The organism is Pseudoalteromonas xiamenensis, from assembly GCF_017638925.1.
Classification (GTDB): Bacteria; Pseudomonadota; Gammaproteobacteria; order Enterobacterales; family Alteromonadaceae; genus Pseudoalteromonas; species Pseudoalteromonas xiamenensis.
This window is the reverse complement of record NZ_CP072133.1, coordinates 1,920,638-1,939,115: the sequence shown is the minus strand read 5'-3', so window position 1 is coordinate 1,939,115 and position 18,478 is coordinate 1,920,638. Positions and strand designations below refer to the sequence as shown.

At 46.0% G+C, this 18,478-nt stretch carries 20 protein-coding genes and 2 pseudogenes; 11 read left to right on the top strand and 11 right to left on the bottom strand.

The features are described 5' to 3' along the window. Positions 1-19 precede the first annotated feature (19 nt). Positions 20-1,543, top strand: coding sequence for a carbon-nitrogen hydrolase family protein (locus tag J5O05_RS09380; protein ID WP_208841843.1), 1,524 nt, complete (start codon positions 20-22; stop codon positions 1,541-1,543). A gap of 87 nt (positions 1,544-1,630) precedes the next feature. Beyond that, on the top strand, positions 1,631-2,014 hold the full coding sequence (locus tag J5O05_RS09375; protein ID WP_208841842.1) for an MAPEG family protein: 384 nt from the start codon (positions 1,631-1,633) through the stop codon (positions 2,012-2,014). 29 nt (positions 2,015-2,043) lie between these two features. Here the strand turns inward: J5O05_RS09375 and J5O05_RS09370 are convergent. The 4 genes and pseudogenes from J5O05_RS09370 to J5O05_RS09355 all read right to left on the bottom strand — a co-directional run bounded on the left by J5O05_RS09370 (position 2,044) and on the right by J5O05_RS09355 (position 5,587). Next, a pseudogene (locus tag J5O05_RS09370) lies at positions 2,044-2,917 on the bottom strand (EamA family transporter). Positions 2,918-3,176: 259 nt separating this feature from the next. Beyond that, complete coding sequence (locus J5O05_RS09365) at positions 3,177-4,364, bottom strand: TonB family protein (RefSeq protein ID WP_208841841.1); 1,188 nt, start codon at positions 4,362-4,364, stop codon at positions 3,177-3,179. A gap of 1 nt (position 4,365) precedes the next feature. Beyond that, positions 4,366-4,744 (bottom strand): annotated as a pseudogene (locus J5O05_RS09360) (BlaI/MecI/CopY family transcriptional regulator). Positions 4,745-4,882: 138 nt separating this feature from the next. Then, positions 4,883-5,587: a pseudouridine synthase gene (locus J5O05_RS09355; protein ID WP_208841840.1), complete on the bottom strand. Its 705-nt coding sequence runs from the start codon at positions 5,585-5,587 to the stop codon at positions 4,883-4,885. Between the two features lie 111 nt (positions 5,588-5,698). Here J5O05_RS09355 and J5O05_RS09350 point away from each other — a divergent pair, with 111 nt between their 5' ends. The 3 genes from J5O05_RS09350 (at position 5,699) to J5O05_RS09340 (ending at position 7,670) form a co-directional block, all read left to right on the top strand. Further along, positions 5,699-6,007 carry a DUF6482 family protein gene (locus J5O05_RS09350; protein ID WP_208841839.1) on the top strand — a complete coding sequence of 103 codons (309 nt, stop codon included), beginning with the start codon at positions 5,699-5,701 and terminating at the stop codon, positions 6,005-6,007. A gap of 312 nt (positions 6,008-6,319) precedes the next feature. Continuing rightward, positions 6,320-6,700 (top strand): hypothetical protein, encoded by a 381-nt coding sequence (locus J5O05_RS09345; RefSeq protein WP_208841838.1) that lies wholly within the window; start codon positions 6,320-6,322, stop codon positions 6,698-6,700. Next, positions 6,693-7,670 carry a hypothetical protein gene (locus J5O05_RS09340; RefSeq protein WP_208841837.1) on the top strand — a complete coding sequence of 326 codons (978 nt, stop codon included), beginning with the start codon at positions 6,693-6,695 and terminating at the stop codon, positions 7,668-7,670. The genes J5O05_RS09345 and J5O05_RS09340 overlap by 8 nt, the downstream gene beginning before the upstream one ends. Positions 7,671-7,727: 57 nt before the next feature. On the opposite strand, the gene J5O05_RS09335 is transcribed toward J5O05_RS09340, so the two are convergent. The 7 genes from J5O05_RS09335 to lptM all read right to left on the bottom strand — a co-directional run bounded on the left by J5O05_RS09335 (position 7,728) and on the right by lptM (position 12,448). After that, positions 7,728-8,429, bottom strand: coding sequence for an HAD-IA family hydrolase (locus tag J5O05_RS09335; protein WP_208841836.1), 702 nt, complete (start codon positions 8,427-8,429; stop codon positions 7,728-7,730). A 139-nt stretch (positions 8,430-8,568) separates the two neighbouring features. Further along, positions 8,569-9,489 (bottom strand): tyrosine recombinase XerC, encoded by a 921-nt coding sequence (gene xerC / locus J5O05_RS09330; protein WP_208841835.1) that lies wholly within the window; start codon positions 9,487-9,489, stop codon positions 8,569-8,571. After that, positions 9,486-9,956, bottom strand: coding sequence for a DUF484 family protein (locus J5O05_RS09325; RefSeq protein ID WP_425281494.1), 471 nt, complete (start codon positions 9,954-9,956; stop codon positions 9,486-9,488). Before J5O05_RS09325 ends, xerC begins: the two co-directional genes overlap by 4 nt. After that, positions 9,886-10,131: a DUF484 family protein gene (locus J5O05_RS22425; RefSeq protein WP_280117630.1), complete on the bottom strand. Its 246-nt coding sequence runs from the start codon at positions 10,129-10,131 to the stop codon at positions 9,886-9,888. The genes J5O05_RS09325 and J5O05_RS22425 overlap by 71 nt, the downstream gene beginning before the upstream one ends. Beyond that, on the bottom strand, positions 10,128-10,958 hold the full coding sequence (dapF, locus tag J5O05_RS09320) for a diaminopimelate epimerase (protein ID WP_208841834.1): 831 nt from the start codon (positions 10,956-10,958) through the stop codon (positions 10,128-10,130). Before dapF ends, J5O05_RS22425 begins: the two co-directional genes overlap by 4 nt. 68 nt (positions 10,959-11,026) lie before the next feature. Next, positions 11,027-12,277: a diaminopimelate decarboxylase gene (gene lysA, locus J5O05_RS09315; protein WP_208841833.1), complete on the bottom strand. Its 1,251-nt coding sequence runs from the start codon at positions 12,275-12,277 to the stop codon at positions 11,027-11,029. Beyond that, positions 12,278-12,448 (bottom strand): LPS translocon maturation chaperone LptM, encoded by a 171-nt coding sequence (gene lptM, locus J5O05_RS09310; protein WP_208841832.1) that lies wholly within the window; start codon positions 12,446-12,448, stop codon positions 12,278-12,280. It lies immediately after the preceding gene. Positions 12,449-12,573: 125 nt separating this feature from the next. Between lptM and cyaY the strand changes: the two genes are divergently transcribed. From cyaY to J5O05_RS09280, 6 genes are read left to right on the top strand one after another with little or no spacing between them, the layout of a single operon-like run. Further along, positions 12,574-12,894: an iron donor protein CyaY gene (cyaY, locus tag J5O05_RS09305; RefSeq protein ID WP_208841831.1), complete on the top strand. Its 321-nt coding sequence runs from the start codon at positions 12,574-12,576 to the stop codon at positions 12,892-12,894. After that, positions 12,895-13,548 (top strand): alpha/beta hydrolase, encoded by a 654-nt coding sequence (locus J5O05_RS09300; protein ID WP_208841830.1) that lies wholly within the window; start codon positions 12,895-12,897, stop codon positions 13,546-13,548. It abuts the gene before it with no gap. Positions 13,549-13,563: 15 nt separating this feature from the next. After that, the gene (locus J5O05_RS09295; protein ID WP_208841829.1) at positions 13,564-14,448 is read left to right on the top strand and encodes a DUF2914 domain-containing protein; all 885 of its coding nucleotides are present in this window, start codon (positions 13,564-13,566) and stop codon (positions 14,446-14,448) included. 28 nt (positions 14,449-14,476) lie between these two features. Further along, positions 14,477-15,412 (top strand): hydroxymethylbilane synthase, encoded by a 936-nt coding sequence (gene hemC / locus J5O05_RS09290; protein ID WP_208841828.1) that lies wholly within the window; start codon positions 14,477-14,479, stop codon positions 15,410-15,412. A 6-nt stretch (positions 15,413-15,418) separates the two neighbouring features. Beyond that, on the top strand, positions 15,419-17,362 hold the full coding sequence (locus tag J5O05_RS09285; protein WP_208841827.1) for a uroporphyrinogen-III C-methyltransferase: 1,944 nt from the start codon (positions 15,419-15,421) through the stop codon (positions 17,360-17,362). Then, positions 17,359-18,357, top strand: a complete 999-nt coding sequence (locus tag J5O05_RS09280) for a heme biosynthesis HemY N-terminal domain-containing protein (protein WP_208841826.1) — start codon at positions 17,359-17,361, stop codon at positions 18,355-18,357. The genes J5O05_RS09285 and J5O05_RS09280 overlap by 4 nt, the downstream gene beginning before the upstream one ends. The last annotated feature ends 121 nt before the right edge of the window (positions 18,358-18,478 follow it).

Genomic DNA, 18,478 nt, shown 5'->3' with positions numbered 1-18,478 from the left:
TACCATTCGCGGAGGAAGCATGCCACACGAAAAAGCACGATTAACACTTTGCAATTTGAAACAAGAAGATTACCCAAAAATTAAGGGGCTTATGGATGAAGCCTACCCAGATTTAGGTGGCGCTTGGCCATCACACACCATCTATCGATTAATTGAACAATTTCCCGAGGGGCAAATCGGCATACTGGATAACGAGGTTTTAGTCGGACTCGCACTCAGCGTGCAAGTGGATTACAAACGATTTGCCGACCCTCATACCTATGAAGACATTGTTGACGCTCAAAATCGTATATTCAGCGACCAAAAAGGCGATGCGCTTTATGGATTGGACGTCGTAATAGCTCGAAGTCATCGAGGTATGCGACTTGGACGACGTCTGTATGATGCACGCAAAGAACTCTGCAGACAGTACAATTTACGCGCCATTCTAGCTGGTGGACGGATCCCTCGCTATCGTGAATACAGTGATAAAATGGCCCCGATGGAGTACATCGAACGCGTCGATAAAAAAGAGATTTACGATCCCATTTTGAGTTTCCAACTCGCGAACGATTTCCAAGTTAAGCGTCTACTAAAGCAATATTTGCCTGAAGATGCGAATTCAGATGGATATGCCACCTTATTAGAATGGAACAATATCCTATTCGAGAATACGCAAACGGTTATTGATAGCCGGAAATCCATTGTACGCGTAGGTGCAGTACAGTGGCAGATGCGAAGCGTCAATTCCGTGGCCGAAATGATGCAGCAGGTTGAGTATTTTGTGGATACGGTGTCGGATTACCAGAGTGACTTTATTCTCTTTCCTGAATTCTTCAATGCGCCATTGATGGGGTTAACGGAACATCGTAATCAGACCGAAGCGATTCGTTATTTAGCTGAGTACACAGAACAGTTTCGAGATGAAATGTCGCGTTTAGCCATTGAATACAATGCTAATATTGTCACCGGTTCGATGCCCCTGTTAGAAGGCAGTGCGCTCTACAACGTAAGTTATTTATGTCATCGTGACGGACGAATTAACGAACAACGTAAAATTCACATCACACCGCATGAATCGTATGACTGGGTGATTCAAGGCGGGGATAAAATTGAGGTGTTTGAAACCGACGCAGGGCGAGTGGGCATTCAGATTTGCTACGATGTTGAATTTCCTGAACTATCGCGGATCATGGCTGAGAAAGGCTTGGAAATATTATTTGTTCCATTTTGGACAGATACGAAAAACAGCTACCTGCGAGTACGCCATTGCGCTCAAGCGCGTGCCGTTGAGAACGAATGCTATGTGGTTATCGCAGGCAGTGTCGGCAATTTACCGGTTGTCGAAAGTCTAGATGTGCAATACGCACAATCGGCCGTGCTGACGCCTTCGGATTTTGCGTTTCCACATGATGCGGCGTTGAATGAAGCCACACCGAATACGGAAATGCTGCTGTTCAGTGATTTGGACTTAGACAAGCTAAAGCTCTTACACAGTGAAGGAACGGTTCGAAATTTAAAAGACCGTCGATTGGACTTGTACGCTGTACAGTATAAACAATAGGAGCTATGAAGCGCCGTTCACTGTTGCCAAAGCGCTTATTGCTGTGACATTGTGGACTGAATTCATTTTCAAGAGAAAGGAGAATCCATGACGACATTAATTTATTGTGCGTTAGCAATGATGTTACTACCGTATTTAGCAAAAATTCCGGTCGCAATTTATCAGCAAAAAGCGGGTGGTTATGACAATCATATGCCAAGACAGCAACAGGCCTCGTTAACGGGGTTGGGGGCGAGAGCATTGGCTGCACATCAGAATACATTCGAAGCTGCAATCATGTTTGCAATCGCATTTGCAGTTGCCGTAGCCACTCAAAATACCGGTGGCACGATACAAGGGTTGTTCATCGGCTTTATCGTGCTGCGCGTGTTGTACTGCGTGCTTTATTGGTTAGACGTTTCCACACTGCGCTCGATAGTTTGGGGTTTAGCGCTTGGCTGTTTGCTCGTCGTTGTCGGTCTTAGTCTGTAACGACTGGATTGCGACAAGACGAGGAAACCTCAGGTAAGCATAACTAAAATAGCGGCGGTGGCGATAAGTACAAGACCGAGAGAATCTTGGCGTTTGGTGGAGCTCTTTAAGCCACCAAGCGCTTATCATCAGCATGAAAAAAACTTCAATTTGACCGAGAGTTTTAACGTAAGCGACGTGTTCTAAGCTCATGGCGCTAAACAACCCAATAGACCCTATACAGCTCGCAAAACTGATGAGCATCGTTAACTTCTGGTGTGCCCAAAGTTGCTGCCAAGTCTGTTTTTCGAAACACGAGAGATAAACACTGAGAAAAAGGGTTTGCAACCCAATAACGGTCACGAGCACCCAAGCTGCACTGTGAGGAAACGGCAATCCAGTCGCTATACTCGCTTCACGTACCCACAGTGACGTGAGCGCAAACGCTGTTCCACACGCGAGGCCGATGATGGCGGTCTTTGCATTCCATGTTTTAAAGGTAAATCCACTCAGCATTAAAACAGCAGCCGCTCCGATAGCGACCCCTAGCCAACCGAGCATCGAAAGACTTGAACCAAAAAACAGTAAACCGAGTATTGCTGCGACAATGGCTTCACTTTTGGCAAGGCCGGCACCAATGGCGTAATTATTCTGTTTGAACAAAACCACCATAAGTCCTGTGGCGATGATTTGCATGATGCTGGCGCTCAAGACGTAGGTCATAAAACGTGAGTTTGGTTCGAGTATTGGCGCTTTGTCTACGTGATATAGCAAAATCAAATACGCGACGGCGAGTGGACCTGCAAACAAAAAACGAGCTAACGTGACGCCTGCAACGGACGTGTGTTTGCTCAGCTTGCTTTGTAATGCATTACGCCACGCTTGTGAAAACGCGGCGAGGAATGTAAAGAAAACCCAAGTCATGATGTCAAAATATCGCAGAAGGTGATATTCACCATAACGTTTAGGTTACGTGAAGACGAGCGCTTTTGTGCAATCTTGAGAATAATTCAAAGTGATAGCGTGGTATTGATGTGAGAGGACAGAGTACTGCGACAATCTGTCGCAGTGCTAATCGTGAGAGTTTGGCCTACAATGACTTTGATGCTACGAAATGAATTAGCCGTTGACGCTTAAAGGGTCAACGGCTTTTGTTTTTCTGAGTTTCTAAAACGGACGAACCTCATTGACCTACGGTGATCTGCTCCATTTCTTCCTGCTTATTTTTTGACACAGAGTCATGGCCTAGCAAATAATCTAGTTGTACGGTAAATAACTCATTTGGATTCGGATTGTTGGTATAAGTCCATTGTTGTAACGCGTCTAAGCTGGCTGCATCGAACAGACCTTGTGGTTCGCCGTGCAAGACTTGAATACTATGAGTACGACCCTTCTCATCGATTTTAAATTGCAGTTGTACATAGCCTTCAATTTTTTGATCAACCGCTGCTTTTGGGTATCGCGGCTCGATGCGCATCACAGGTTGAACAAGGTGTTTGCTGCTTTCCATTTTTGTCGTTGAATTTGAATCACTATTGCCAGCATAAACACTGAGTGAGGCTAACAAACCCGCAGCAAGCACGGCTTGAAGTACGTTGTTGACACGGCGTGTATCTCGCAGGTTATTAAGTCGTTGTTGCATCATTTCTTTATCTCCGTATTGGCTAAACACCTTCGGAATACGTTGTGAGAGAGTTAAGCTATGCATCAATGCTCTCCCATAATCGAGGCGAACCGAGGTGGGTTGATTGGCGAGTACGACTTCATCACACGCCAACTCCTGAATGCGTCTGAAACTGGCAAACCCAACCCAAACAAGCGGGTTAAACCAATTAAGGCACGCTAAACATAAAAATAACGCGCTGAACTGATTGTCATAGCGGCGTAAATGCGTGTTTTCATGCGCGAGTATCATGGTTTGTTGAGTAGGCGTAAATTGTTTTTCAAAATCAGCGGGTAATACAAGAGTGGCAGGAAGAAAGCCCATAATGAGCGGGGCTGAAACCTCCGTAGAACGCAGGCGATTGTCGCTGTCTTTGTAAGGATGAAGTTGTTTTGTAAAACCATAGTGTTGTGCAAAACAAAGACCTAACAACAATACGCTGACAATCAGATAAATTACATCGAAACTAAAACTCCAAGCGGTGCTCGGTAGCGCCTCTGCAGTAACGCTGAAATGCCCCAAATCGGTCGCTAACGTGGGTTTCATATCATTCGGAATATAGTCATAAAGCAATCCCAATGGCAATGCCCACCACAACCGTAAGATAAACCGTGCACCGAGGTAAGGCAGCAGATAACGCTCACATACACTCAACACCACCAACACGATGCAGAGCCATAGCTGCTGTGATAAAAGCCAAGTTAGCATTTTATTCGCCTCGCTCTTTTTCCCAATCCTGAATGATTTTTTTGAGACTCATTGATGTCTTCGGCGCTGAGATCTTTTTGTTTTGCAAAACCACTGATGAGTGCCGTCAAACGACCATTGAAGAAATGCTCTAAAAAGCTTTTGCTGACTTTCAGGGTATATTCGTCTTTCGCGATGAGTGGCATGTATACGTATTCTCTGCCGTCTTTATCAAAGGTGATGGCTTCTTTTTTGACAAGTCGACCTAATAACGTTTTGATGGTCTTTTCGTGCCACTCGGTTTGGTTGCTTAAACGGTCTATGATGTCCGCTGCTTTTGCAGGAAATCCCTGCCAAAGAGCATCCATAACCGCAAATTCGGCTTTAGAAAGTTCGATCATGTTTTTCGCCTACAAATGTAATCTGAATTGAGAATTACACACGTAATCGAATTGTGCAAGTGAGTTTGTAAATTAATTCGTGAAGTTATGTTGTTATAACGGTTATTTGGTGATCTTGTTCATTGGTTGAAATGGCGATCAGTCGACTCGTCTTTCATTATCAAAAAGATGAATATTTAGTGGCTGAATCGCACCTTCAGGTAAGGCCAAAGGCTCAAGCATTAGGCTGTCAATGCGCACGCGTTGCAGATCAATCACACGGTAACCACAGTACTTGGCCATTTTGCGAATTTGCCGATTCAACCCTTGTTTGAGCACAATGCGAAACTGGGTTTCACTAAGTAGCGAGACCTCACAGGGCCATGTCATTTGGTCACCAATAGGAATGCCTGTCGCCATTTTGTGGCAGAAATCCATGTCTAACGGTTTGTCGACGGTAACGTGGTATTCCTTTTCGACATGATGTTCCGGATGATTCAAGCGATGGCATAAATCACCATCGTTGGTGATCAAAATGAGGCCTCGACTGTCTTTATCCAAGCGGCCAATCGGATACAGACGTGTTTCACTTGGCAAAGCGTGAATAATACTTGTCGGGTCACTCGCATTGATTTTGCAATCCATCCCAATGGGTTTATGGAAGGCAAACAATTGTTTTTCGCAGATCCCCGTAACCAGCTCGCCATTCACAAAGATGACATCACTGGGCAGAACATGATCAATGTGGTTTGCCGGACGCCCATTGACCTCGACAACCCCTGCATCAATCAAACGAGAAGCTTGCTTTCGAGAGCAAATGCCGCAATGGCTTAAATATTTGGCAAGACGCATGGGTTCAGTCAAAAGGAGCTCTCATCAAGTCAACGAAAAACACGAAGGTAACAAGGTGTATTTTAACATGAACGATCTGCGTGCGCTGTACGTATTACCATCAAAAGTACAGGAGAAACCCTCATGGCTGGAATCGAATTTTCCGAATTAGTTTATCATCAACCTTTACAAAAGGTCGTCGTGCATTCTCGTGACTTGGCCCTATATCAAGTCAGTGTGTTGATCAATCACGTTGAATATTTTGTTAAAGAAGCCAACGGAGAATTTCTAAACGCATTGAATCCCCTTGAAGTTCAAAAGCGATTTGATGGGCTAAATTATTTAACGATGGTGCTTAGGCATGAAAGCGCTTATGACGAAATGATAGGGCAACCCGTACGGAAAGAGCAAAATGTGCTGGAAGTGTCATTTGGGCAAAATCATTTATATTGATTTAGTGAGGCTACCCAAAATCTAAACGCGCTACTTCAAGGTGTTGAAATATACGGTATGCACCTTGAGTGCCGACATAAAAAGCGCTCTGCAGCGACCATCTCGCATTGAGGCTTCGCACTCTTCAAACTTGCATGCTCAAGAAGCATGAGGTTCTTCATTGTGATTTGTTGAACAGAACTTCACGCCTGCTGCGCTGTGATCTTGCCAGTTTACTTTTAGTTACGGACAGAGGTTGTCAAAAATTGACCGTTTGTCGATGTTGGTCTATTTTACTTATCGGTACAAATGTAAACGAACAAAGGACTGTTGATGAAATACACATTTTTTATCGTTGCAATGGTGTGGTGGTGCTTTTCCATTCCAAATGCAAACTCCGCGGAGGTCTGGGCTAAAGGAAGTGAATGTACCGAACTTGAACAGCCAATCATTCGAATCACTAAACACAAAAGGCTGCGCTACTATCCCCAAAACAAGTATGAAAATAATAAAAATTTAGACCATGTAAAGCTACTTGTGCTCGATGAACTAGAGAAAAGCTACCCAGAACACGCAAACGTCGTGATAAAAAAGATGCACATGTACCGACAACCAATGACCGAAGCGTTTTATGGTAAATACGTGAATCGTTATGAATTTGGTGCGGAATTTATGCCCGTCGAATCCTGTTCAGATGGAACTCAAAGTGGATAGAAACAACTTAGCTATTTTGACCGTTGTGTCGCTGGGTGTACCAAGCATTAAACTGAACTACGATTTGGCGGCGGCGAGTAAACCTCAATCATCCAATGTTGTGTCTAATCAACATGCGAAACTGAAACTAAATACCATTGCATCTGAACTGGCCGTGATGACAGAGAATTCAATTTTAGGCCTTAAATTGGGTAGCTCGTTTAGCGATTTTATGACGCAGGTGGGTCGCCCCAGCGTATATTGGCCCCTGACCAAAGATAAAACGATAGCAATGGTGGGTAGAAAGCTCGCATTGTTTTTTGAAAATGAACAATTGGTCGGTTATCAATATGCTCACCATCTTCTACCGTTGACGCTGAGTAATGAAGTCGAGTTCTTTGAACAGCAAAATCAAGTTGATCTAAAGCTTCAAAATCAAACGGTATCCCTATCTGAACCATTATTACAAGGGATTAAGAAACTGGCGATGGAAGCGGGCATGCGTTTAGACTTAGTGCGATATAAAAAATCCAATCATGAGTATTTGGAGAAAATAGCAGGTATTGCTGTTGGGGATGTGTTCACGAATGCCTTGCCTGAGCCGCTGAGTTGTCTGCCGATGGAAAACAAAGAAGTGGACGTCATTAATTACCACACCATCCGCTTTGTAGACCAAAAATCAAAGACAAACTATCTAACGGGATGCAATCAGATTGTGGAACTTTGGAATGAAAAACAGTATAGCCGCGTGCAACTGATAGAGCCGCTGCCAAATCACAATGTCGAGTTGGCTGCCTTTGAAACACTACTTGAGAAGCAAAAACCTTGGCGCTTTAAACAATGGCATTATCAGAGTGATTTAGCATCGCTACCTGAATTGCAGCAGCTTGATGTGGTCAATGACATTGCAAAGTTTGAATCATCTCGCTGGTTTGGTCATTTCGAGATAGCAGATGATAAGTTAGTTGCCGCGACATTAATAAGCCAATAATGGAATTGCGTAACGGAAACCTCATTGAGGTGCTTCCGTTACGATGATGACGTCGTGTTAAAGGAACAAGGCTAATTGACGGATATCTTGTATTTCAAGATCCGCCAGTCCTTTAAAGGAGTAAGGAGCAAATTGATTTTCCAACCATATGCTGGCACAACCGGCTTGTCTCGCACCTTGCACGTCACTATCTAAACTGTCACCAATATGCAGTAACTCACTTGGCTCGATGTTTAAACGCGCACAGGCCGTCAAATACATCGCGTTGGCCGGTTTTGCAGTACCGTCACGTCCGGCTTGCAGAACAAAATCGAAATAACCTTTTAGATTAAATTGTTCGACGTCGACGTTACCATTGGTGATAGCAACAAGAGGATATTTCTGGCGTAGTTTGTTAAGTAAAATCAGTACATCCTCACTGACCGTGATATTGCAACGCGCGCTCATAAACGCGTTGAAAGCACCCGTAGCATGGCGTACGGCATCTTCTTCGGGAAACCCCAATTCGGTGAAGGCGTAGTGCAGTGCGACGTGACGCCAACGGGTGACATCGCCTTCTAACGATTCATCTTTATCAAGCAGCGCGCGGCGGCAATCACGCCAAAAATGTTCACCTTGCTCCTGCCATTCAGGAAACTGTTCGACGTAATCGAGCATGGCCCGAATAGCCGCTTTGATAATAGGGCGGTTGTCGTACAAGGTGTCATCAAGGTCAAAGCTGAGCGCTTTTATTTCGCCGATGGCGCGGTTAAATCGCATAAGAATACCCAAAGAAAATTTAAGAATTCAATGGCTTGAACTCTAAATGAGAAACGGAAAATAAACGGCACGCTAAGCATAGCCTAAGGGTTCGCGGTCTAAACTTCAAGCTGAGCATACGCAAACTAGATAGTCTTGTTTAAGACTCGTTTTTTTGTTTTTTCGCCCGCGGGTGGGCTTTGTCATACACTTTAGCTAAGTGCTGAAAATCAACGTGAGTATACACTTGGGTCGCAGATAAACTGCTGTGGCCAAGCATTTCTTGAACTGCCCGTAAATCCCCGCTTGATTCCAAGACATGACTTGCAAATGAGTGGCGAAGTTTATGGGGATGGATAGGGGTGCTGATCCCTTGGCGGATCCCCCATGTTTTCATGCGGGCACGGACGTGACGAACGGAAATACGCGTTTTTCGTTTACTGACAAACAGCGCCAATTCGCCAGGTTGAATAAAGTGCTCTCGAATCGGCATCCAAGCTTGAATTGCTTCAAGGGCTTTTCGGCCAACAGGTACAACTCGCTCTTTGCTGCCTTTACCTACAACGCGAATTTCCCCGTCACGAATATCATGAACATTCACATTGACCAGCTCACTTATCCGCAGACCGCTAGAATACATTAGCTCCATCATCGCTTTATCGCGAAGAGCTAACTCGTCCTCTTCTTGAATTTCGAGGAGTTGCGCCATTTGATCAACGTCTAAGTTCTTTGGCAACGGTTTTTGGAATTTAGGTACCTTCAGCCCTTGAGCTGGGTTACTGATGTCGTCTTGGCGACGTTGTAAAAACTTATACAACGAGCGAATACAACTCAGTTTGACGTTAATCGAGCGAGGATTTAACTGTTTCGCACGCAAAGACATGCTGTATCGACGCACTAATTCCGGCGTTACGCTATGCCACCCTGAGCACAACGTATGAAAATAGGCTGCAGCTTGGTTTAGTTGGAGTTGATATTGCGTGAGGGTGTGGTTCGAGTACTGACGTTCGTATTGAACATATTGGATAAATGCTGCGATTGGTGCAGTCCATTGTTCTGTAAGTTCGACAGTGTGGTTCATGCAAGCTCAGTTAGACGCTGTTCGAGAGAGCGTAAAAACTCGTTAATGAGCAAATTGTCATTGTCGGGCGCAAAATGATCCGGATCGTTGCTGGCTAACGCTAAAATGGCTTTAGGGGCTTTGAGATCACCGAGTAAATAAAGCGCGACAGACTGAGCGTCACCTTTATTGAAAAACAAAGATTGCTCATCTTTGCTTAATCGACCTAAATAATTGCCACGGCGATTTAAGCGATTCGCCACTAAGGCAGTAAAACGAAGTTCAAACTCGAGCAACTCACAGCCGCAAATGGTTGGCACTTCAGAGAGCTTTGTCTGCACCAGTTGGCTGAGCTGCGCAAACGATTGGCATTGCCACAATTCACGCTGACATTCGCTAAACAGCTTAAAGACTCGCTCATTGTCTTTGGCATAACGGATAAGTTGAGCGATTTGCGTCTTGAGTTCCGTTGTTTGCTCTCGGAGCAATCGTTGCTGCTGCAGTGCTAAATTGGGCAGTCCTGTCGCATCGCTGTGTAATTCGAGACTCGAGCAATAAATAGGGGTGATGACGAAAGAAGTCAGGGTGACGGCTCAGGTAAGCTGCCACTTGATGTTCTTGTAGTTCGGTCACCACTTTTTTATCTAAGGGCTGCTCACTCATACTGCAACTTGTCCATCGTAAACGTGTTCCGCGGGACCAGTCATTTTTACCGGATGCCCTTCACCTTGCCAGCGGATCTGTAAGCTGCCACCAGGTAAATCAACACGCACAGTACTTTCTAATTTTCCTTGCAGCATGCCGACGACCGCAGCCGCACAAGCCCCCGTTCCACACGCAAGCGTCTCGCCCGCGCCGCGCTCCCACACACGTAGTCGAATGTGTTCAGCGTTAATAACTTGCATAAAACCTACGTTTGCACGGGCAGGAAAACGTTCGTGCAATTCAAGCGTTGGGCCAAGTTCGTGTACAGGCGCGTTTTCTACGTCATCCACAATCAATACTGCATGTGGATTACCCATGGAGACTGAACTGAGGAAAACGGTTTGTTCTGGCAGCCTGAAAATGTAGGTGTTCTCACGTTTGCCCGCTTTCATCGGAATGTGTTGTGGGTCGAATTGAGGATGCCCCATATTCACCGTAACTTGGCCATCTTTTTCGGTAAATAGGGTGATGTTGCCGCCTTTTGTGGAGACAGACACTTTGTGTTTGTTCGTCAGGCCTTTCATACGCACAAAGCGTGCAAAACAACGCGCACCATTGCCGCATTGCTCAACTTCGTTGCCATCGGCATTGAAAATTCGGTAGTGGAAATCGATTTCAGGTGAGTAAGGAGGTTCAACAAACAACAGTTGGTCAAACCCTACTCCGAAATTGCGATCTGCCAAACGCTTAATCTGGTCACGCGATAAAAATACATTTTGGGTGACATTGTCGACGACCATAAAGTCGTTACCCAAACCATGCATTTTAGAAAAATTAATTAACATAGGATCCGTTACAATCACAACTTCTGGCTACAGCATGCCATAACCTGTGCGATGCTGCAGCCGTTTTTTTAAGGCAGTAAATGTTCACCTTGCCAAAGAGATTCAATCTTTTCACGCTCACGCACTAGGTAATGGTTCTGACCGTCGACCATCACTTCAGCTGCGCGTGGACGTGAGTTATAGTTTGAACTCATGCTAAACCCATAAGCGCCAGCACTGCGTTGTACGAGTAAGTCACCGGGGGCAATCGCAAGACGTCGGTTTTTGCCAATAAAATCGCCTGTTTCGCATACAGGTCCAACTACATCATACTCCCGTTCTTCCACATCTTGGCGGATTTCGGCAGGAACAATCGCTTGCCAAGCACTGTACAGTGAGGGACGAAGCATGTCGTTCATGCCCGCATCAACAATAGCGAAATGTTTGTCTGCGGTTTGTTTTATGAATTCAACTTTGGTTAGTAAAATCCCCGAATTGGCGGCAATGGCTCGTCCTGGTTCAAAGATAAGTTGAAGATGGGGGTATTTTTCTAGGCGTGCTTTAATTTCCGCTGCGTACGCGCTAGGGTGTGGTGGCTTTTCATGGTTGTACGGGACGCCAAGGCCACCACCAATATCAATGTGCTTTAAGGTGATCCCGGCTGTGGCAAGCGTATCAATGAGCGCAAGCACTTTGTCTGTTGCCGCCAAAAAAGGTTCTATCTCGGTGAGTTGTGAGCCGATATGGAAATCGATCCCAACAACGTCCAAACCCGGTAACGCGTAAGCGAGTTGATAGACATTAAAAGCCTGCTTGATGTCTATCCCAAACTTATTTTCTTTCAAACCCGTCGAAATGTAAGGGTGCGTTTTAGCGTCGATGTCTGGGTTCACACGAATGGAAATCGGTGCAACGAGACCTAGCGAGGTCGCGACGTAGCTAATACGCTCAAGCTCAGCTTGCGATTCAACGTTGAAGCATTTGATGCCTTGTTTAAGTGCAAACACGATTTCATCAGCCGTTTTTGCTACGCCCGAAAACACGACTTTGCTTGCGTCACCGCCGGCAGCTAAAACCCGAGCTAGCTCCCCTTTGGAGACAATATCAAAGCCCGCGCCTAATCGTGCGAGTACATTCAAAACAGCGATATTGGAATTGGCTTTAACAGCATAACACACCAAATGAGGATGGCCTTGTGCTGCATCAGTGAAGGCATGGTAGTGTCTTTCTAATGTACGACGAGAATACACGTAGCAAGGGGTGCCATAGTGAGCCGCGAGTTCGCTGACCGAGACTTCCTCAGCAAACAGCGAATCATTTTGATAGTGAAAATAGTCCATTTAACTGTCCTTCTGCTTTGATTGTTCAGAGGAAGGCGCTGAGGGATCAGCATTGGTGGTTGGTGCTTTTTCTGGTAAATACAAAGCACCGCTTTGACCACAGCCGGTGAGTACAAGAGTGCCAACGGCCAAAATTGCAGCCCAAAATACAGTGAGTTTCTTCGCTTTCATTAGATAAATAAAGTCTATGCCCTTATAATCGCAGGGTAACAGAATTACTGAAAAAAGCAGCTATTCACAGGTGAATTTTATTCCTGTTAAACTGGTAAAAATCCAAAGCCCAAAGGAACGCTATCATGACTGACCACGAATACCATGAATTGGTTGATGCAATGCTACTCGCGCTTGAAGAGCAAATTGAAGACTGTGAAGTGGATCTGGATTATGAAACAAACAGTGGCTTGCTCGAAGTTATTTTCCCAGACAAAAGTAAAATTGTGATCAACAAACAACCTCCTTTACACCAAGTATGGGTTGCCACGAAATTTAATGGTCATCATTTTGAATTACACGGTGATAAGTGGATTGATAACCGCTCTGGTGCTGAATTCTGGCAGTTCATTTCAGACGCGGCGACTCGTCAAGCGGGTGATGCCATTGTCTGGACTGCGAACTAAATGCTGCCATTTGTCGAAGCGTCTGCGAAAGGCGAACATCGTGCTACGGTGATTTGGCTGCATGGCCTCGGTGATTCTGGTCATGGCTTTTTGCCCGTTGCAAATGCATTGCAACTTCCTGATTCGCTCGGTGTTCGGTTTATTTTTCCCCATGCGCCAGAAAGACCAATGACCATCAACGGTGGTATGCGCATGGCGTCTTGGTATGACATTAAGTCTCTTGATCTAGATAAAAGAGCAGATGAACAAGGTGTGCGAGAATCGGCAGAACAAGTTCAAGCGTTAATCGAGCAAGAAATAGCATCAGGTATTGCGCCGGATCGCATCATCTTAGCGGGCTTTTCGCAAGGTGGTGTTGTGACACTCCATCTCGCACCTCGTTTACCTTATGCCTTGGCGGGGGTGATGGCACTGTCGACCTACATGTGTGTACCTGCCAAACTGCATGAAGAAAAGCAGCAAGCGTCGCTAAATATTTTTATGGCCCACGGTCAAAAAGACAATGTTGTGCCATTATTTGCCGGTGAGTTAGCACGCGACACATTGACCACAAATGGTTACGCACCGTCGTGGACGACCTATGCGATGGCGCATGAAGTTTGTTACGATGAACTCGCCGATATCCGTAACTGGCTCATCGCAACCCTAGGCTAATTAGAGGAAACCAGCATGACACAAAAGTTGGTCATTCGAACAAAAACAAACGTCGCCGCCAGCCAGCCACCTGTAGAAGCGGTGAGTTATGAATGGCATTGGCGACGTATTTGGGCCGCTTTGTTGTCATTTGGATTGCTCATCGGTGCCGGTGGTTACGCGCTGTTGCTATCGGTTAATGCCGATGAATTAACACCGGAAAACAGGGTGGAAACACAACATTCCGCATTGGATTTGGCGCAAGCGTCGGACAGCTTGGAACAAGATGCCGAATTGGATAATGTAAGCGTAGCGGATGAAGATGACACGGCGAATACGGAAGTGGTTACCATCGACAAAGCGGTGTTTGATGAAGATACATCGACGAGCGAACCCAGCGACGTATTGCAAGACGAATTGGGGGAAGAACCTGCCGCACCCTCTCTGGTATCAATAGACAATGGTAATGAAACACCGTCGAACCAAATTGAATCAGCCGATTCGCCAACTGACGTGAACGATCCGGCACAGTTTTCTTCGGATGCGACAGTGGCCACGTTAGCTGTAGGCGCGCAAATTGACACGTCTAAGGTGTCACGTGCAGTGCTTACCACCGGTGTTATTGACCGTGAACCCGTGGATGTCCTTAAAACGGATGTATCGAACAGCCAGTTTTCAGACAAACTCTATTTTTTTACAGAAGTGAAAGCGTTGCAAGGCACAACCATTCACCACGTTTGGTATTTTCAAGATGTGATTATGGCGGACATTCCATTGTCTATTTCCGCGACGCGTTTTCGTACTTATTCACTGAAACACGTATTGCCTGAGCAATTAGGCGACTGGCGGATTGATGTCGTCAAAGAAACGGGCGAATTAATCGCACAGAAACAATTTCGTATCCATGCCGCACAACCTTAATAGCGGTATTTGAAGATAAAGGTAAAGCATGACAGAACATAACGCACCACTTCGTATTGCAACTCGCAAAAGTGCTTTGGCACTGTGGCAAGCTGAGTTTGTAAAAGCACAATTAGAAAAGTTCCACCCTGGACTTGTCGTTGAGCTTGTACCGATGACCACTCAAGGCGATGTGATTCTCGATACGCCACTGGCAAAAATTGGTGGTAAGGGCCTGTTTGTTAAAGAATTAGAACAAGCTATGTTAGATGGACGTGCCGATATCGCGGTACATTCAATGAAAGACGTGCCAGTTGAATTCCCTGAAGGCTTAGCACTACACACTATTTGTGAGCGTGAAGATCCGCGTGATGCGTTTGTATCAAATACCTACAGTGCACTTGCTGAGCTGCCACAAGGTGCGGTTGTTGGCACGTCAAGTTTGCGCCGCCAATGCCAAATTCGTGCGCTTCGCCCAGATTTAGAAATCCGTGACCTGCGCGGCAATGTGAACACGCGTTTGGCAAAATTGGATGCAGGTGAATACGACGCCATTATTTTAGCTGCAGCGGGTCTAATCCGATTGGAAATGCCAGAGCGCATTCGCGCTTTTATTGAACCCGAAGTGTCATTACCCGCAAATGGACAAGGTGCGGTGGGTATCGAATGTCGAATCGACGATGAGCGTACAAAAGCGTTACTTGCGCCATTAGAGCACACAGAAACCCGCGTTCGCGTGAATGCAGAACGTGCGATGAATCGTCGTCTTGAAGGGGGCTGTCAGGTGCCAATTGGTGCATATGCCTTGCTTGAAAATGATCAAGTATGGCTTCGTGGTTTGGTCGGTGCGGTAGATGGTAGCCAAATGCTGACTGCTCAAATCAAAGGGGCACAGAGCGACGCAGAATCATTGGGCGTGCAACTTGCTGAAACTCTGCTTGGGATGGGAGCAGATAAAATACTTGCAGACGTCTACGGAAAATAACGCATTATGAAGCATCTGCTCATCACTCGGCCAATTGACAAGGGCAACGAACTGCTTCTCAATTTGGAAGCAGCAGGATTTAAAGTGAGCCATACCCCTGTCTTGGCACTGGATTATCTTGATGTAGCGCCAGCTCAATTAGCCGTCATTGATGAAGCGGATGTTGTTATTTTCATCTCCCAAGATGCAGTAAAAGGGTTGGCAATGTTGCGCGACACCCTGCCTGCGTCCACCCAATATGTTGCCGTTGGGACCAGCACAGCAAGCGTGCTTAAAACTACGTTTGGCATGCAAGCATTCGTGCCAAAACAACAGGACACCGAAGGGATGCTCGCACTAAATGTGCTAGCTGACGTTTCAGGAAAGCAAATTGTGATCGTTAAAGGTCTAGGTGGACGACCAGACCTTGCTAAATCGCTCAAATCACGAGGTGCGTTACTTAATCAGCTTGCAGTCTATGAGCGCAAACCGGCCGAGCTTCAATCGGATGAGTGGTTGGACCTCTGGAAGCGCGACGAAATAGACGGTATAGTGATCACCAGTAATGCTGCCGCGGATGCGATTTTCAACAGTACCCATGAAAGCGCAATTAGCTGGTTGAAAGGCCGTACGTTTTTTGTTGTAAGTCAGCGTATTGCGCTACACCTTCAGCAGACCTACGGTGTACAAGGGGATGTAATCGTAACAGATGGAGCACAAGACGAAGTCGTTTTTAAAGCCATTTTGTCTGCTCGCCAAGCGCTTGCTACTCAGCAAGAGTTGACTAGCGCTCTGGAGGAAAAGGAGTCAGAGCGGATTCGTCCAGACTCCTCATCTGCGAGTACGTTGTCTCCAATCCAGAAAGACACAACGCAGACAGCAAAGGAATTTACCTCGGTTCATGTTGAGCCGGAGCACACTCAGGAATCCACTATGAGCGAACAACCTCAACACACAATGTCTTCAGCGGCAACGGAAGCGAAAACGCGCATTCCAGTAAGCAAAGTCGGAATTCTGGCATTAACGCTCGCGATGATGTTAGGCGGTGCATGTGCTGCAGCGGTTTGGTATGGTGAGCAACAATTGAGTGCGATGAATGAACGAACTAATGCATTGCAGCAGGAAAATGCCGTTTTACAACAGCAGGTTGTAACGCATAAAGCTCAGTTGGCCAAATTAAACCAAACAATGTCAGGGTTTGATGAACAGTTAAGTCGCACGTTGAGTGCTCAACAAACGTTGATGAGCGACACATTGGCACAAGTCAAAGAAGTGGCCTCACTGCCTCAACAACAATTCGCAAAAAGCGAAGCGGCTTATTTGGTCCATTTGTTACGCTTTAAAGCAGTGGTAGAACACGATTGGCAAACCAGTGAAATACTCCTTTCACGTTTAGATAAACTCGCCGTACATTTTGTGGATCCACACGTGATTTCAGCAGCGATAGCACAAGATTTAGTGACTATCCGAGGCCAAGAAAATCCACCACTCGAAACTGCCTATGTGACCTTGATGGGGCTAGTGCAACAAGCGCCTGAATTACCTCTACTCACGCTTAAACTGCCGGAAGAAAATGCCGTTGAACAGGTGACATTGAGTGAAAATGTGAACGATTGGCAAGCAAACTTGAAACGCTCATGGGATAAGTTCGCCGAAGATTTCATTCGTATTCGCAAACGTGAAACCATTACCGCAGAGCCGCTTTTATCAGCCAGTGAGCAAAGGTTGTTACGAGCTGCTTTTGAGGCTTATTTAACGCAAGCGCAAACGGCACTTATGAAGCAGCAAACAGCCGTTTACCAAAGCGCATTGCATGTCGCGATTGAGCACCTTAATACACACTTCGACACCAATGCCGCTGTTGTTAAGGGGATGAAGGTGGAATTAGAGCGATTGGCTGGCATTTCTATCACGACAGACACTCAGATTAAATTGGCCACGCCAGAGGTTATTGAGGGGTTAATACAATGATCCGAGTTCTGGTTTATTTCCTTGTTCTCGCATTGGTCCTCGCAGGATCACACTGGTTGATGGATGAAAAAGGGTATGTGCTTATCTCTTTTAATCAAACAACAATAGAAGGGACGCTGGTTTCGTTTGGTTTTATGGCGCTACTTTCTATGGTCTCCTTGTACGTGTTTGCACGAGTGGCTGGTTGGCTTTGGCGATTAGTCGTTTCGCCTTCTCGTCATTGGTCTTGGCGTCGTCATCGTCGTCAACAGCAAGTATTGGAACAAGGATTGTGGGCGATGTTGCAAGGTGATTGGGAATCGCTTGAACGTCATTGGCGTAAGGCACCGGTCTCTGAAGAGTGGCAAACGCTAAAACAAGCGGCACTCGTTAAAGCATCAATGGAAAAAGAGCAATGGGTACAAGCTCGTGCTCAGTTAGAGGCGTTACCGACCAACGAGCACACGGTCTCGTTAAAAGCGAGCCTTGAACCGAATGACGACAATACCGCTGTGTTGGCTAAACTCGCAAAAGACAAACAGGCATCAACGCACACATTGATGCAATACGGTGAAGCGCTGATTGCTCAACGTGCGTTCAGTGACCTCAAACCCGTTTTGGTCAAGCTAAGTAAACGTGCCTCTATGGACGTGGAGTTGTGGCGACGGAAAGTCGCAAAATGGTTTTCCTCTGTATCAGCCCATGAACGAGAGTTACTTTGGAACGTGCTACCGAAGTCAGTGCAACAGCACGTTGAAGAGGTTTGGGTACAATCACAATTAGCAAAGGGTGAACTTAGCAAAGAAGAAGCTCGGTTACAGAAGTGGGTTAAAAAAGGCCAGTTCGAGCAACTGGCGAGTGTGCTGCTGCATTTGCGTGGCGAGGGACTCGTTAGCGCTCCAACAGGCAGTGCAACACGCGTTGAAAGCGCAATCGGACAATGTCTATTTGTTGCTTTCTTTGGCCAGTTTAGCGCTTGCTGGCAAAGACGCGCAGTTGGCTGCAAAGGTATTTGACCAACTAGCTGATAAAGTACCTGCACATTGGAAAGCAATGCAAAAACGCGCTTATATTGAAGATGGACAGTATCAAAAGGCGTGTTTTATCGACCAGTAGCGGGCTATCCTGCCAAGCTTA